14 protein-coding genes are annotated in these 14,622 nt (G+C 70.3%); 8 read left to right on the top strand and 6 right to left on the bottom strand.

The features are described from left to right. The first annotated feature begins 222 nt into the window (after positions 1 to 222). From KY49_RS26700 to KY49_RS26670, 7 genes are read left to right on the top strand one after another with little or no spacing between them, the layout of a single operon-like run. Positions 223 to 1,239, top strand: a complete 1,017-nt coding sequence (locus KY49_RS26700) for a 3-oxoacyl-[acyl-carrier-protein] synthase III C-terminal domain-containing protein (RefSeq protein WP_231636490.1) — start codon at positions 223 to 225, stop codon at positions 1,237 to 1,239. Then, a complete protein-coding gene (locus tag KY49_RS26695; RefSeq protein ID WP_042587430.1) occupies positions 1,236 to 2,249 on the top strand; it encodes an NAD-dependent epimerase/dehydratase family protein in 1,014 nt (337 codons plus the stop codon). Before KY49_RS26700 ends, KY49_RS26695 begins: the two co-directional genes overlap by 4 nt. Further along, on the top strand, positions 2,227 to 3,033 hold the full coding sequence (locus tag KY49_RS26690) for an MBL fold metallo-hydrolase (RefSeq protein WP_042587429.1): 807 nt from the start codon (positions 2,227 to 2,229) through the stop codon (positions 3,031 to 3,033). Before KY49_RS26695 ends, KY49_RS26690 begins: the two co-directional genes overlap by 23 nt. Beyond that, positions 3,033 to 4,334, top strand: a complete 1,302-nt coding sequence (locus KY49_RS26685; RefSeq protein ID WP_042587428.1) for a F390 synthetase-related protein — start codon at positions 3,033 to 3,035, stop codon at positions 4,332 to 4,334. Before KY49_RS26690 ends, KY49_RS26685 begins: the two co-directional genes overlap by 1 nt. After that, positions 4,331 to 4,933: a phosphatase PAP2 family protein gene (locus KY49_RS26680; protein WP_042587427.1), complete on the top strand. Its 603-nt coding sequence runs from the start codon at positions 4,331 to 4,333 to the stop codon at positions 4,931 to 4,933. Before KY49_RS26685 ends, KY49_RS26680 begins: the two co-directional genes overlap by 4 nt. Next, positions 4,933 to 6,045 (top strand): sterol desaturase family protein, encoded by a 1,113-nt coding sequence (locus KY49_RS26675; protein WP_042587426.1) that lies wholly within the window; start codon positions 4,933 to 4,935, stop codon positions 6,043 to 6,045. Before KY49_RS26680 ends, KY49_RS26675 begins: the two co-directional genes overlap by 1 nt. Then, complete coding sequence (locus tag KY49_RS26670) at positions 6,045 to 7,172, top strand: fatty acid desaturase family protein (RefSeq protein WP_042587425.1); 1,128 nt, start codon at positions 6,045 to 6,047, stop codon at positions 7,170 to 7,172. The genes KY49_RS26675 and KY49_RS26670 overlap by 1 nt, the downstream gene beginning before the upstream one ends. Before the next feature lie 61 nt (positions 7,173 to 7,233). Here KY49_RS26670 and KY49_RS26665 read toward each other — a convergent pair whose 3' ends face one another. Continuing rightward, positions 7,234 to 7,632 carry a hypothetical protein gene (locus tag KY49_RS26665; RefSeq protein ID WP_042587424.1) on the bottom strand — a complete coding sequence of 133 codons (399 nt, stop codon included), beginning with the start codon at positions 7,630 to 7,632 and terminating at the stop codon, positions 7,234 to 7,236. 10 nt (positions 7,633 to 7,642) lie between these two features. After that, positions 7,643 to 9,028, bottom strand: a complete 1,386-nt coding sequence (locus KY49_RS26660; RefSeq protein ID WP_042587423.1) for an MFS transporter — start codon at positions 9,026 to 9,028, stop codon at positions 7,643 to 7,645. 170 nt (positions 9,029 to 9,198) lie between these two features. Here KY49_RS26660 and KY49_RS26655 point away from each other — a divergent pair, with 170 nt between their 5' ends. Next, the gene (locus KY49_RS26655; protein ID WP_042587422.1) at positions 9,199 to 10,113 is read left to right on the top strand and encodes a LysR family transcriptional regulator; all 915 of its coding nucleotides are present in this window, start codon (positions 9,199 to 9,201) and stop codon (positions 10,111 to 10,113) included. 39 nt (positions 10,114 to 10,152) lie between these two features. Here KY49_RS26655 and KY49_RS26650 read toward each other — a convergent pair whose 3' ends face one another. From KY49_RS26650 to KY49_RS26635, 4 genes are all read right to left on the bottom strand, one after another. Beyond that, positions 10,153 to 11,676, bottom strand: coding sequence for an amino acid permease (locus KY49_RS26650; RefSeq protein ID WP_042587421.1), 1,524 nt, complete (start codon positions 11,674 to 11,676; stop codon positions 10,153 to 10,155). A gap of 113 nt (positions 11,677 to 11,789) precedes the next feature. Continuing rightward, the gene (locus KY49_RS26645; protein ID WP_010096032.1) at positions 11,790 to 12,254 is read right to left on the bottom strand and encodes an Lrp/AsnC family transcriptional regulator; all 465 of its coding nucleotides are present in this window, start codon (positions 12,252 to 12,254) and stop codon (positions 11,790 to 11,792) included. Positions 12,255 to 12,353: 99 nt separating this feature from the next. Further along, positions 12,354 to 13,112, bottom strand: coding sequence for a dimethylarginine dimethylaminohydrolase family protein (locus KY49_RS26640; protein ID WP_042588754.1), 759 nt, complete (start codon positions 13,110 to 13,112; stop codon positions 12,354 to 12,356). A gap of 180 nt (positions 13,113 to 13,292) precedes the next feature. Then, the gene (locus KY49_RS26635) at positions 13,293 to 14,537 is read right to left on the bottom strand and encodes a DUF1479 domain-containing protein (RefSeq protein WP_042587420.1); all 1,245 of its coding nucleotides are present in this window, start codon (positions 14,535 to 14,537) and stop codon (positions 13,293 to 13,295) included. Positions 14,538 to 14,622 lie beyond the last annotated feature (85 nt).

Genomic DNA, 14,622 nt, shown 5'->3' with positions numbered 1-14,622 from the left:
TTGGTAGCATTCGGCCGGCCTGCAACATGGCTTCCCGGTCGCGAACGACATGCGTCCGCCAACGGCGTCAGAGGGATCCGTCAGCAGCGCGATAACGATCAAGATAATCAAACTGAGAGAAAGAAAGGTGTCCTGTTTCATCGAATGCTTCCCGCCTGACATCCATTCCGCAGGAATCGGTCATCGGCCCTCGAAGTCAAGCATCGCGCGCCGCATTCGCGCATGACCGAAGGCATCCCGCTTCCACTGTTCCCCGCCATGCTGCCCATTCGAATCATTTGCACCGGCAAGGCGCTGCCGTCGCGGCGCGTCACGTCCGGCGAGCTTGACGCGCTGCTCAAGCACACGCCGGGTTTCTCGCGCAAGAAGTCGGGCATCGACGTCCGCTACTACGCCGACGACGCCGAAACGCAATCCGGGCTCGCCGCGGCCGCGCTGCGCGACGCGCTGCGGCGCGGCCAGGTCGCGCCTGCGTCGATCGACCTGCTGCTGTCCGCGTCGGGCGTCGGCGAGCAGGCGCTGCCCAGCACCGCGAGCCGGATTCTCGGGCCGGCCGGGTTGCCGGCCGGCACCGCCGCGTTCGACGTGAACGCGAGCTGCCTGAGCTTCGTCGCCGCGCTGCACGTCGCGGCAAGCCTGCTCGCGAGCGGCGCGTACCGGCGCATCGCGATCGTCGCGTCGGACCTGGCGTCACGCGGCATCGACTGGAACGACCCGGAAGCGTCGCTGATCTTCGGCGACGGCGCGGCCGCCGCGATCGTCGAGCGCGGCGACGCGGCAACCGGCATCGAGGCGTTCCGGATGGAAACCTACCCCGCAGGCAACGCGTTCTGCGAAATCCGCGCGGGCGGCACGCGCCGCAATCCGCGCATCGGCGCCGAGCCGGCCGACTACCTGTTCCGGATGGACGGCAAGCGCGTGTTCCGGCTCGCGTCCACGGTGATCGGCGGCTTCCTCGAGCAGTTGTTCGGCGGCACCGCGCACGCGGCGCGCGACGTCGACGTCGTGATCCCGCATCAGGCGAGCCACCTCGCAATGGAACACATCCGCAAGCGCCTCGGCATGCGCCCGGACTCGCTCGTCGACATCTACGCGCAGCACGGCAACCAGGTCGCGGCGTCGATCCCGACCGCGCTGCACGAAGCGATCAAGCAGGGACGCTTCACGCGCGGCACCCGCGCGCTGCTGATCGGCACCGCGGCCGGACTGACGGTCGGCGGGATGGTGCTCGTCGCATGAAGATCCTCGTGACCGGCGCGACGAGCGGGCTCGGCCGCAACGCCGTCGACGCGCTGCTGGCGGACGGCCGCGCCGTGCGCGCAACCGGCCGCAATCTCGAAGCGGGCGCCGCGTTGCGCGCGGCCGGCGCCGAGTTCGTGCCGGGGGAACTCGCGACGCTCGACGACGCGCAGGCCGACGCGCTGCTGCGCGACGTCGACGCGGTCTGGCACTGCGCGGCGCTGTCGTCGCCGTGGGGCCGGCGCGACGATTTCGTCGCGTCGAACGTGACCGCGACCCGCCGGCTCGCGCAAGCGGCCGTCGCGCGCGGCGTGCCGCGCTTCGTGCACGTATCGACGCCGTCGATCTACTTCGACTACCGGCATCATCGCGACATCGACGAGTCGTATCGCGCCGCGCGCTTCGTGAATCACTACGCGGCGACCAAGGCGCAGGCCGAAGACGAACTGTGCGCGCTCGCCGGCGCGCATCCCGGCACGACCTTCGTGCTGCTGCGACCGCGCGGGCTGTTCGGCCCGCACGACCGCGTGATCGTGCCGCGCATCCTGCAACTGCTGCACGCGCGACGCGGCGTGCTGCCGCTGCCGCGCGGCGGCGCCGCGCTCGTCGACCTGACCTACGTCGGCAACGTCGTGCATGCGCTGCGCGTCGCGACGCACGCGCAGGTCGCATCGGGCGCCGCGTTCAACATCACGAACTTCGAGCCGTGCACGCTCGCGTCGCTGCTCGCGCGCCTGCTCGGCGATGCGCTGAAGCTGCGCTACCGGATCCGCGCGCTGCCGTATCCGCTGCTGGACGCGCTCGCGCGCGCGTCCGAGCTGAGCGGCCACCTGCGCGGCCGCGAGCCGCTGCTCACGCGCTACGGGATCGGCGCGCTCCATTTCGACATGACGCTCGACAACACGCGCGCCGCCGCGCTGCTCGGCTACCGGCCGCCGATCTCGATCGACGACGGCATACGTCTCACCGCGGACTGGATTCGTACGCATGGCAACCATTACGGCATTTGAGGCAGGCTACTGCACCCATCCCGGCTGCGTCGCGCTGCGAGGCGCCGGCTTCTCCGCGTGCGCGTTCCCGTCGCGCTGCTACCTGCTGCAGGCGAACGGCCGGCGCTGGCTGTGGGACACCGGCTACGCGTCGCACTTCCTCGACCACACGCGGCGCGGCGTGTTCGCGCTGTACCGCAAGGTGACGCCCGTGTACTTCGACGCCGCCGACGCGATCGCCGCGCAGCTCGCGCGCGAAGGCCTGCGCCCCGCCGATCTCGCCGGCGTCGTGGTGTCGCACTTCCACGGCGACCACATCGCGGGCCTGCGCGACTTCCCGGGCGTGCCGATGATCTGCTCCGGAGACGGCTGGCGCGCGACGCGCCCGCTGCGCGGCATCGCGGCGCTCAGGCGCGGCTTCGTGCCGGGCCTGATGCCGGACGACTTCGACGCGCGCGCGTGCTTCGTCGAAAGCTTCGAGCGCGTCGCGCTGCCCGCCGAGCTCGCGCCGTTCGAGCACGCTTACGCGATGCCGAACGCCGGCGGCGACATCCTGCTGGTCGAATTGCCCGGCCACGCGGCCGGCCATCTCGGCGCGTTCGTCGCGACCGACAGCGGCTGGGTGCTGCTCGCGTCGGATTCGGCATGGTCGCCGCAGGGCTACCGCGAGCCGCGCGGACCGTCGCGGATCGCGCACCTGATCATGGACGATCCGCGCGCCTATTACGCGACGCTCGACCGCCTGCATCAGCTCGACGCCGGCGGCCGCGCGACGATCCTGCTTACACACGAGGGCGCACTGTGATGCAACCGCACCGCCTGCTGTGGGCCTACGCCCGCACCCGCACGCACCGCTTCGCGGACCGCGCGGCGCTCGAGCGCCACCAGGCGCGCGGGCTCGAACGATTCGCGCGCACCGTGCTCGCGCGCAGCCCGTGGTTCGCGCCGCACGCGAGCCAGCCGCGCGACGCATGGCCGCTGATGGACAAGGCGGCGATGCTCGCGCACTTCGACGCGATGAACACCGCGGGGCTCAAGCTCGACGATGTGCTCGCGTGCGCGCATCGCGCCGAGCAGTCGCGCGACTTCAGCCCGATGCTCGGACGCTACAGCGTCGGCCTGTCGTCGGGCACGTCCGGCAGCCGCGGCGTGTTCGTCGCGAGCCCGGCCGAGCGCGCGACATGGGCCGGCGTGCTGCTCGCGAAGCTGCTGCCGCATGGGCTGCTGCATCGCGAACGGGTCGCGCTGTTCCTGCGCGCGAACAACCGGCTGTACACGACGGTCCGCACGCCGTGGCTGTCGTTCGCGTTCTTCGACCTGTTCGAACCGTTCGAGTCGCTGGTCGCGCAACTCGACGCGTACCGGCCGACGATCGTCGTCGCGCCGGCCCAGGTGCTGTGCTCGCTCGCCGTCGCCGTGCGCGAAGGCCGGCTGGCCGTGCGCCCGGCTCGCGTCATCGCGGTCGCCGAAGTGCTGGAGCCGCTCGACCGCGTGCTGCTGGCCGAAACGTTCGGCCGCGTCGACGAGGTCTACCAGGCGACCGAGGGCTTCCTCGGCGCGACTTGCGCGCACGGCACGCTGCACCTGAACGAGGAATTCCTCCACGTCGAGCCGCAGTGGCTCGACGACGCGCGCTTCGTGCCGGTCATCACCGACTTCACGCGCGCCACGCAGCCGATCGTCCGCTACCGGCTCGACGACGTGCTCGCGGTGCGCCGCGCGCCCTGCCCTTGCGGCAGCCCGGCGCTCGCGATCGAGCGGATCGAGGGGCGCTGCGACGACATGCTGGTGCTGCCCGCCCGCGACGGCACGCCGCGCACCGTGTTCGCCGACGTCTGCGCGCGGGCGCTCGCGCAAGCACTGCCGCTGCACGCCGACTACCGGCTGACGCAGACGGCGCCCGCCGCGCTCTCGCTCGCGGTCGACGCGGGCGTGGACGGTGCGGGCTCCGGCGCGCTCGCCGCGTGCCGGCAGCATCTCGTCGACGTGTTCGCGCGGCTCGGCGTCGCCACGGACGCGCTCACGTGGACACTGAGCCCGGCCGTGCCCGCGCGCGACTTCACGCAGAAGCGGCGCCGCATCGTCCGCGCGAAGGAGGCGCGATGATCGCGCTGCCGTCGCGACTGCGCGCGCTGGCGCTCGGCTGGGGCGCGGTCGGCGTCGCCTATACCCTGTCCGGCCTGCTGCAGGGCCCCGGGACGGTGCTCGCCGAAAGCGCGCTCGACCGGCTCGTCCCGTTCGATCCGCGCGGCGTGTGGCTCTACCTGTCGTTCTTTGCGCTGATCCCGTACGCGTACCTTCGCGCGGACGCCGCACGCGTGCCGTGGCTGATGCGCGCGATGCAGTTCGGCGCGCTCGTGTCCGGCATCGTCTTCGTGCTGTTCCCGACCACGCTGCACTACCCGCCCGTCGCCGGCGCGTCGCCGAGCGCCGCCGCGTTGCGGCTCCTCGCGGCGGGCGATTCCGCGCAGAACTGCCTGCCGTCGCTGCACGCGGCGCTGACCTGCCTCGCGGCGCGCGCGCTCGTCGACGCGCGCCGTCCGTGGCGCAGCGCGCTCGTCGTCCTGTGGAGCGCGGCGATCACCTACTCGATCGTACAGACGCGCCGCCACCTGGCGCTCGACATTTCGGCGGGCGTGCTCGTCGCGCTCGTCTGCGGGATGCTCGCCGCAAGGCTGCCCGCGTTCTCCCGGAGGACCACCTGATGAATGTGTTCGCTTTGCCGCTCGCCGTGATGCTGGCGCTCGTGGTCGCCGACGTGGCCGGCCTGCGCTGGCTGCGCGGGCAGCGCGCGCCGTGGCGCGACGTGATCTTCAACCTGAATTCCGGGCACATCGTGCTGTGGCTGTTCCGCGGCGCCGAGGTCGCGGTGTTTGCGTGGCTGTCCGCGCACGCGAATCTGCACTGGGTCGACCGGCTCGGCGTGCCCGGCGTCTGGATCTTCACGTTCTTCGCGTGGGATTTCTGCTTCTACTGGCTGCACCGCCTGCATCACAAGATTCCGCTGATGTGGGCGGTCCACGTCGTCCACCACGAAGGCGAGCATTTCAACCTGTCGCTCGGCGTGCGCAATTCGTGGTACTCGTCGCTTACGTCGATCCCGTTCTTCGCGGGCCTCGCCGTGCTTGGCGTGCCCGTCGAGGCGTTCGTGCTGGTGGGCGGGTTCCACTATTCGGTGCAGTTCTACAACCACTGCGGCACGATCTACCGGTCCGGCTGGCTCGACCGCTTCTTCGTGACGCCCGCGAACCACCGGGTTCATCACGGCCTGAACCCGGAATACATCGACAGGAACTTCGGCGGCACGCTGCTGATCTGGGACAAGCTGTTCGGCACCTACCAGCGCGAACTGCCGCATGCGCCGATCCGCTACGGCGTGCACGACGCGGTGCGCTCCGACAACCCGTTCTGGGCGAACAACATTCCGGTGCTGCGCTGCCTCGGGCTCACGGCGCCCCGGCTGCCCGCGCGCGATCCGCTGCGGATCGGCGACGGCTGGATCGCGACGGGCGGGCTCGCGCTGTTCGCGGTCGTCATTTACTACGTGCACCGGCAAGGCACCTTCCCCGCGCCGCAGGAGCCGCTGCTGTTCGGCTGGATCGCCGTGCAGACGATCGCGCTCGGCGCGCTGTCGGACGGACGCGCGTGGGCGCGCGCCGCCTGGAGCGCGGCGGCGCTCGCGATGCCGGCCTGTTTCATCATCGGGTTCGGCTGGCGCGATCCGCTCGGCTGTGCGCTCGTCGCGCTGGTCGGGCTGCACGGGGTCGCCTGCCTGTTCGCGCGCGAGCGGCACCGCGCGATGCTCGGAGCGCGCTGATGGACCCGCGGCCCGCCACCCACGTGTGGCCCGAAGGCACACCGCCATTCGACACCGAGCTGCGCGTCGCATCCGCCGCCTACCTGCGCGGGACGGGCGACCACCGCTACGCGGACGCGCGGCAATGGCTCAAGGGCGCCCTCCTGCTGAGCGCCGCGCTCGGCGCAGGCGGTGTCGCGCTGACGGCCGGCGGCCCGGCACGCTTCGCGCTCGGGTACGTCGCGTTCGTGATGCTGTTCGCGGTGCTCGCGATCAACTTCATGCATGACGCCGTGCACGGCACGCTGATCGGGCCGCCTCGCGTCTCGCCCGCCGCGGGCCGCCGGCTGAACGCGTGGATCGCGCGCGCGGTCACCGTGCCGCTCGGAATCGAGCCGGCGTACTGGCGCGTGCGCCACATCGCGTTTCATCACCCGTACGCGAACATCGAGGGCCGCGATCTCGATCTCGAGGAAAACTTCTTCCTGTGCCAGACGCCGTTCCAGACGCGCCGCCCGCACCACCGCTACCAGCACCTGTACTGGCCGCTGATCGCGGCGCTGTCGATGCCGTACATCGGCTGGATCTACGACTGGTCGGATCGGCTCGGCAAGACGCCCGTCGCGCGGCACCGCGCGCTGCCCGGCGTGCGCGGCTGGCTCACGTTCGTCGGCGCGAAGCTCGCGCACTTCGCGCTGATGCTCGCGCTGCCCGTCTGGGCACTGCACGGCACCGGCGTCGGATGGGGCGGCGTCATCGCCGCATACGCGTTCGCGCAGATGTGCGCATCGTGCTTCGTCGTCGGGCTGCTGCTCGGCACGCATTGGGCCGACGTCGCGTTCTACCGCGCGCCCGACTGCGAGCCGCTGCCGCACGGCTGGCGCGAGCACGGGCTGCATACGGCCGTCGACTGGCTGCCCGAGCCGCGCTGGCTCGCGTTCTGGCTCGGCGGGCTGCACCGCCACGCGACCCATCATCTGTTCCCGACCTGGCACCATCGCCACTGCGACGCGCTCGCGGCGCTCGCCGCGCCGATCGCCGCGCGCCACGGCGTGCCATACCGGGTGCTCACCTACCGCGAGCTGATCGCCGCGCAGCGGCGGTTCCTGAAGCAAATGGGCGGGGCGGCCGGGACGGAATCGGAATGACGTCGTCGAGGTCCGGTCCTCCTCTTGCCGATGCGCAAGCTGGAGGCCACCCGACGCGGCATCAGCCGGCAACCGGCGTCTCGTGCAGATGCCGCCACACGACGCGCCCGTGCGCATCGCGCTCGAATACGACGGTCGAGCGCCTGACGGTGCGTCGCCCCGTCCCGTCGGTCTGTGTCTCGCGATAGCCGATCACCGCGCCGCCATCGCATGCGGCGATCTCCCGACATTCGTCGATCTCGATCCGCAGCCCGGGACGCGCATTCCATCCCTGCGAAAACAGCGCGTCGACACCCGCGTAATCGATCGGCGCGCCTTGCAGCGCAATCATCGAGAACTGCGGCGAGAAGCGCGTCATCAATATCGCGAGCCGCCCTGGCTCCGCGCGGCCGGACAGCCATGCTTCGATGTCGACGTGCGCGTCGACGACTTCCTGGAAATACGGGTTCGCCAGATTCATGATGCGACTCTCAGGATCGTTGGGAAACCGGTTGCGCGAGCGCAGCGGGACGTGTTGCAAGCCGCGCGACGAGCCACAGCGGGATCAGCGTCAGCGTGGCCGCGAGCACGAAGCTCTGCCGGTAAGGCAGCAACGCCGGGCCGCCCGCGTCGAGCGCCAGCAGGCCGTTGAACGCGCTGCCGAGCACCGCGACGCCGACGCAGAAGCTCAGTTGCCGGTTCAGGTTCCACAGCGCGCTCGCGTCGCCCATGCGCTCCGCCGGCACGTCGACGAACGCCGCGCTTTGCGCGGTGCTCGTGCACAAGCTGGCGCCGAACCCCATCGCGGCGAACGCGGCCACGCGCCCCGCCTCGAGCGCGGCCAGCGGCGTCGCGAGCAGCACGATGCCCGCGCAGTCCACCACGATGCCGCCGGCGAACAGCGGCTTCGCGCCCCAACGCGGCAAGCCCCGGCGCGTCGTCGCGATGGCGGCGAACGACGCGATCGCCCACGGCGCCATCAGCGCGCCCGCGTGCGTGGCGCTCAGCCCGAGGCCGTTCTGCAGGTACAACGCGGCGACGAGATTGACGCCCGCGAATACCCCCGGCACGCACAGATAGATGACGACGCCGATGCGCAGCAGCGGCTGCGCGAGCAGGCCGAGATCGAGCAGCGGCGCGGCCGCGCGGCGCGCGTGCCACACGTAGCCGATGCCGGCGGCAAACGCGGCCGCGAGCGTCGGCATCGCGAGCCGGCCCGCGCCGGGCTGGCCGGCGAACGTCAGGCCGAACAGCAGCGCGACGAGCGCCACGGCGCTCAGGCCGAATCCCGGCCAGTCGAGCGGCTCGGGCCGCGCACGCGGGCCGTCGGGCGGCAGCCACGCGAACGCGAGGCCGCAGGTCGCGACGGCGAGCGGCAGCATGCCGGCGAAGATCGCCCGCCACGACACCCGGTCGACGACAATGCCGCCGAGCGCCGGCGACAGCGCGGGCACGAGCAGCGCGACCATCATCACGACCGACGTCAGATGCGCGCGCGCGTCCGGCGGGTACGCGCGATACGCCATCGCCTGCCCGACCGGGATCAGCAGGCCGCCGCCGAGCCCCTGGACCAGGCGCCACGCGAGCAGCGCGCCGATCGACGCGGACAGCGCGACGCCCAGGCTCGCGCATCCGAACAGCAGCAGCGACGCCGACAGCACCCGCCGTTCGCCGAACCGGCGCGCGAGCCATGCGCCGAGCGGGATCACGACGGTCAGGCCGAGCACGTACGCATTGCCGACCCACGCGAGCTGCGCGACCGACGCGCGCAGCTCGCGCTGCAGCGCCGGATACGCGGCGTTGAGCATGAACATGTTGGCGAGATCGATCGCGAAGCCGAGCAGATAGACGGCGGCGATCCTGGAGCGATCGGACATGTCGGCGGAACTGGAACGAAACGCCGCAGTGTAAGGTCCGAAGGCCGCGCGGATAAGGCCGGCGATGCGAACGGTCCGGTCGAAAAATTTTGACAATCCGCGCGCGCCGCCGCGCATTCCCGGTACCCTTCGATCCGGATATCGTTTTTCGCACGGAGATCGACACAACCATGGTGAGCCTGGATCGTTTCGCCGTCTTCCGCGCCGTGGCCGAAGCGGGCTCGTTCACGGCCGCCGCGGCCGCGCTGAACCAGGCGCGCGCGGCCGTCAGCTTCAACATCAAGCAGCTCGAAGCAGAACTAGGCGTGACGCTCCTCACGCGCACGACCCGCCGGGTCGAACTGACCGACGCGGGCGAGCGCTTCTACACGCGCTGCCTGCGCGTGCTCGACGAAGCCGACAGCGCGATCGACGACGCGCGCGGCGAGCACGGCGGCATGCACGGCAGCCTGCGGGTGGCGTCGACGGTCGAATATGCGTCGATGGTCGTCGCGCCGGCGCTGCACGCGTTCACGCAACAGCATCCCGCGCTGCGGGTGCGGCTCGAGACGCATACGTCGCAGGTCGATCTCGTGCGCGACCGCTTCGACGTCGCGATCCGGCTCGGACGCGCGGAGCAGTTCGCGGACCTGCCGTATCGCGGCGTGTGTCTCAGCAGCTACGACGTCCGGCCGGTCGCGTCCCCGGCGCTGCTCGCGACGGTGGGCGCGGCGCGCATCGACACGCCCGATGCGCTCGCCCGCCTGCCCCAGCTCGGGCACAGCCAACTCGAGCGCGTCGCCGCGTGGCCCCTCGTGAGCCGCGACGGCAGCGAGCACGTGTTCCGGCCGAGCGCGAAACCGCGGCTCGTCGTCGACAACGCGTCGGTGCTGCGCGAGCTGGCCCGGCAAGGCAGCGGCGTCGCGCTGCTGCCGGAATGGCTCGTGCGCGACGATCTCGCGCGCGGCGTGCTGGTCGATGCGCTGCCGGGCTACCGGTTTCCGAGGCAAAGCGTGTACGCGCTGTACGTGTCGACGCGACACGTGCCGCAGAAAGTGCGCGCGTGGGTCGATTTCATGAAGGCGTACCTGAAGAAAGCGCGCTGACGCGGCGGTGCTGGCGATGCCCCGGCACCCGGCGTCCGGTCAACGCTTCGTGCCGGCCGCCGCGTCGACCGCTGCGACGGACCGGTTCAGCCATGGTCCGATCTCCATGTCCTCGTAGCGCACCAGCCGGCTCTTGCAGACGCGCCGATAGCCCCACCAGATCGCGACGAACAGCGGAATCCACACGTAGATCGACAGCACCTCCATCCAGTCGATTTTCTCGGCGAAGAACGCCTGATGGTCCTGGCCGAGCGAAATCGCGAGACAGACCGCGATCGCGAACAACGGCCCGAACGGAAACCATTTCGCGCGATACGGCAGTTGTTCGAGCCGGTAGCCCTGCTTCACGAAGCCCTTGCGGAACCGGTAGTGGCAGACGGCGATGCCGAGCCATGCGATGAAGCCGGTGATGCCGACCGTGTTCAGCAGCCACAGATAGATCCGCTGGTTGTCGGCCAGCGACGTCAGGAAGCACAGCCCGCCGACCGCCATCGTCGCGTACAGCGCATTGCGCGGCACGCCGCCCGGCGACAGCGTCGCGAACATCGCCGGCGCGCGGCCCTCGCTCGCGAGCGTGTACAGCATTCGCGTCGCCGCATACGTGCCGGAATTGCCGGCGGACAGCACCGCGGTCAGGATCACGAGATTCATCGCGCCTGCGGCAAGCGGGAAACCGGCATGGCTGAAGACCAGCGTGAACGGGCTCACGCCGATGTCGGTGACGTCGCTTTTCAGCAGCTTCGGGTCCGTGTACGGAATCAGCAGGCCGATCACGAAGATTGCGAGCACGTAGAACAGCATGATGCGCCAGAAGATCTGCTTCACCGCGCGCGGGATCGTCTTGCGCGGATGCTCGGATTCGCCGGCCGTGATCCCCACCAGCTCGGTGCCGAGGAACGAGAACCCGGCGATCAGCGCGACGCTCATCATCGCGTGCACGCCGCCGACGAACGGCGCATCGCCCGTCGTGAAATTGCGCCAGCCGACCGCGTGCCCGTTCCCGAGCAGGCCGGCCGCGATCAGCAGCCCGGCCGCGATGAACGCGACGACGGTGACGACCTTGATCAGCGAGAACCAGTATTCGGATTCCCCGAAGCCGCGCACGGACAACGTGTTCAGCAGGAAGATCAGCACCAGGAAGCCCGCGCCCCACCAGACGCCCGGCACGCCGGGAAACCAGTAGCGCATCACGATCTGTGCGGCCACGAGCTCGATCGCGATCGTCACGGCCCAGCTGTACCAGTAGGTCCAGCCGAGCGCGACGCCGAAGCCCGCGTCGACGTATTGCTCGCCGTAGACCGCGAACGATCCCGATACCGGCATCAGCGCGGCCATTTCGCCGAGCCCCGTGACGACGAAATAGACCATCAGCCCGATCACGACATACGCGGCGATCGCGCCGCCCGGCCCCGCCTGCGCGACCGATGCGCCGGACGCGACGAACAGCCCGGTGCCGATCGAGCCGCCGATCGCGATCATCGCGATGTGGCGGCCCTGCAGGCGGCGCTTCAGCGTCGTCGTCGACGGCGCGACCGCCCCTTCTGTCGCTTGCAATGCATCCATGTCGTTCACCCTGGGAAGATCCAATTCGATCCTTTTGATTGGGAATACAAATTAACCGGCATGATCTTTTGCGTCGATTGCCTGCGGATTCAGATTCGAAGCAGCGCGCGACGTTACACGCCGCTGCGCTTGATCACCTGCAGCTCCGCCGTCGTGACGATCTTCTCGATCCTGAAGCGCGGGCTCTCGAGCCATGCGTTCGCGATCCGGCGATACTCGTCGAGATCCTCGCAAGCAAGCCGCACGAGAAAATCGAACGTTCCGCTGACGAGCCAGCAGTCGAGCACCGCCGGATTCGCGCGCATCTCCTCTTCGAACGGCGTCTGCGAGCGCCCGTGATCGGCGAGCACGATCTGCGCGAGCACGACGATCGACTTCTTGTCGCGCGGTGCGTGGATCACCGCGCGGTAGCCCGCGATGATCCCCAGCGCCTCGAGCCGCTCCACGCGAGCCTGGCATGGCCGCGGCGTCAGGTTCACGCGCTCCGACAACTGCCGGTACGAGATTCGTCCGTCATTGCGCAGGATGTCGAGGATCCGGAGATCGATCTTGTCGAGCTGCATCTTCTTGTCGGGCATCCGCGTTCGCTCCGGTCGGGTGATGGCTGGCGCGCGTCGCCGCTCCGGCTTCGCACGCGCGCCCCATTATCCGGCCGAACCGCCGCGCATGCCATCCGGTCAGAACCGCAGCGACAGGCAGGTCAGGCCGCCGTCCATCTTGCGGAATTCGCTCGTGTCGATCACGTGCAGCGGCAGGCCCAGCGGTTCGAGGCTGGCATGGACGCGCGGATAGCCGGCCGGCGTGATCAGCGCGTCGTTCACGCGCAGCGTGTTGCCCGCGTATTCGTCGGCCGGCGCGACCACGATCCGCCGGAACCCCGCGAACGCGGCGTGCCCGGCCAGCGCCTCGTTGACGAGCAGCGTGTCGTCGCCGACGCAGTTGACGACCGACTTCAGATGCAGCCCCTCGCCGACCGGCACCGCAACGACCGTATAGCCATACCGCGCGACCAGCGACTCGAACGCCGCGATGCCGTCGGCGTCGGTGCGGCCGGTCAGCCCGATGTAGAAGCGCTTGCCGACCAGCATCACGTCGCCGCCGTCGAGACGGCCGTCGCGCATCGGCAGCAGGTCGCGATGCGCGGCGAGCGGCGCTTCGATGTGCGCGGTTTCGCCGCGCCGCGCGGGTGCGCCCGGACGCGTGACGACCGCGAATTCCGGCGTGACCACGGCGACGTCCTCGACGAAGTGCGCATCCGGAAACGCGTCGAGCGGCGGCAGCTCGACGAGCGCGACGCCGAGCTTGCGCAGCGTGTCGCAGTACGCGTGGAACTGCGTCAGCGTCCTGTCGTAATCGGGTGCGCCGAGCTGCGCGGTCGTGAGGCCGGCGGCGCACGATGCGGCCGGGCGACGAACGATGGCTTGCGTGAACTGCATCGACTCCTCCTTGGTCATGAGCGGCTGCCGGCGCGAAGCGCCGTGCCGCTGCCCTGTGTTCCAGACCATTATCGGGAGTCAAAATAGGCCGGTTGCGTCGATTTCCGCTGCGCGGACAGCCGATTGCGTCGAATTGACGAAGGCTCGCAGCCGATTCGGCGGCGCGTCGTGCGCCGGGTATTACAGCCCGAACCCCATCTGCGCGCGGCCGAGCGGCGTCATGTCCGCTTCCCCGCCCCGCCCGTCGAACCCGACCTCGAAGTGATCGGCCGGAAAATCCGGCGGGCTTTCGCCGCGCAGGAACGCGGGCAGCTGGCGCCGCAGATACGCGTCGTTCTTCGCGCAGCCCGGCGCGGCGGCGATATACATCACGTTGCTGTCGCCGCTGCCGCGATGCGCATCCTCGACCGCGTGCACGACGTCGCCATGCCAGAACACCGCATCGCCCGGCTCCATGTGCGGAATCGGCACCAGCGCGTCAAGCAGCGGCGCATGCCACTCGGGCAGGATCGACAGCGCGCGGCCGGGACGCGCGCCGCACAGGTCGTCGTCGGCGACGTCGTCCTGCAATGCGCGCAGCACGACGTACGCCATCGCGTTCGCGACCGGAACGAGCTGCAGCGTGCCGTCGCCGGGCCCCTGCGGCGTCAGTGCGGTCCAGCCCTGGAACGTGCGGAACATCGAGCACACGGCCGGCGACGGAATCTCCTCGACGTCGGGACGAAACGCCGCGTCGAACGGGTCGTACGCGCGCCAGTTGCCGGCCAGCACGTGCCGGTAGACCTGGCGAAAGTTCGCGCCGAGCCAGCGCTCGACGGACCCGCCGTCGACGTGCGGCGACAGTCCGAGCGACGTCGAGCCAGGCGGCCGGCGGCGAATCCGGTCCGCATAGGCCGGCACCTGCTCCGGATCGAAGTGCGCACGCGCGCCGTCCGCATGACGCCACAGCCGGTTCAGGAACACGCGCGCCTGCGTGAGCGCCGGCGACTGGCGCGCGGCCACCTGCGGCGTCGACCAGTAGACGCCGTAGATCTGCGGCTTGCCGGACGCGAGGTTGCCGAAGTAGCGGTCCTCGGCGCGGGCGTGCAGCCGGTCCGTCAGGCGATTCGTGTCGAGATAGGCGCCGATCTCGTCGTTCCAGTCGCGCGCCTGCTGCGCATCGAACACGCCGCGAATCACCGCCGCGCCGTGCGCGCGAATCGCGGCGATCGCCTGCGGATCGACGCTGCCGTTCGCGATATCCGCGAAGCGCAGCACCGGAATCACGTCGCGGCCATGTGCGTGCGCGCGGCGGATCGCGTCGACCTGCCGCGCGATGTCCCCCTCCAGCTCGCGGAACGTCGCCACGTAACCGGGCAGGCCGGCGCGCAGCGCCCTTTTCGCCGTGCTAATCGCGGCCGGCAGATCGTCAATCGTCAGGTGCATCGTCGTCTCCTCGCTGAATCGTGCGTCGTGGTGAGCATTCAGCGTACGGCCGATGCATCGCCGCCATCGACACTATCCGGTCAAC

It is taken from the genome of Burkholderia sp. MSHR3999 (assembly GCF_000833595.1).
GTDB classification, from domain to species: domain Bacteria; phylum Pseudomonadota; class Gammaproteobacteria; order Burkholderiales; family Burkholderiaceae; genus Burkholderia; species Burkholderia ubonensis.
Note: the sequence above shows the minus strand (reverse complement) of the source record. Positions and strands in the feature narration are given on the sequence as shown.